Origin of the sequence: Phytobacter sp. V91 (genome assembly GCF_965644225.1) — a bacterium.
Lineage (GTDB): Bacteria > Pseudomonadota > Gammaproteobacteria > Enterobacterales > Enterobacteriaceae > CBFFRJ01.
The window spans coordinates 1-534 of sequence record NZ_CBFFRJ010000312.1 but is presented as its reverse complement, the minus strand read 5'-3'; the positions used below and the strand labels follow the sequence as shown (position 1 = coordinate 534).

The window sequence follows — 534 nt, the reverse complement described above, 5'->3', positions numbered from 1 at the left end:
GCTGTCTCTTGATCAGATCTCCTGATCAAGAGACATCGCCAGTCTGTAGCCTTCAACCATTTCCTGGAGCCTGAACCAGCCATCCCATATCACTATCCAGCCGGGTCTTCCTGTTCGTTTACTGTCGTACCATCGCCCCAGTTTTGCCAGAGACAAACTGGCCCATTTCAGCGTCGGCGGGCTTTCCGGTAGTGCTTTTCCTTCCTGCTTCACCCACAACAACTTCCATTCCTCCGGACTCAGTACCGACTCACAGCTTTCGTTCTGCGTTTCCTCACTCACACCTCCCTGTCGTAACGCCAGCACCCTCACCGCCACGAACGCCAGGATTGTCACCATTCGCTCCAGATTGTCCCGCGTCTGCATCCGCAACTGTTCCACCTGTGCTCCACCGCTTTTCCATGCCTTGTGGTATTCCTCTATCAGCCAGCGCCGTTCGTAATAACCCACTATGGCCCTTGCCTGTTCCGTGTTTTCCACCTCTTCTGAGGTCAGCAGATGCCAGCAGGCACCTTCCGGGTCTGCTTCACGGCA

The 534-nt window shown here is 55.2% G+C and carries 1 protein-coding gene; it reads right to left on the bottom strand.

The features are described 5' to 3' along the window. Window positions 1–12: 12 nt before the first annotated feature. The coding region (locus ACSZO4_RS25810; protein WP_437891925.1) for an IS4 family transposase at window positions 13–534 on the bottom strand (522 nt) is incomplete at its 5' end.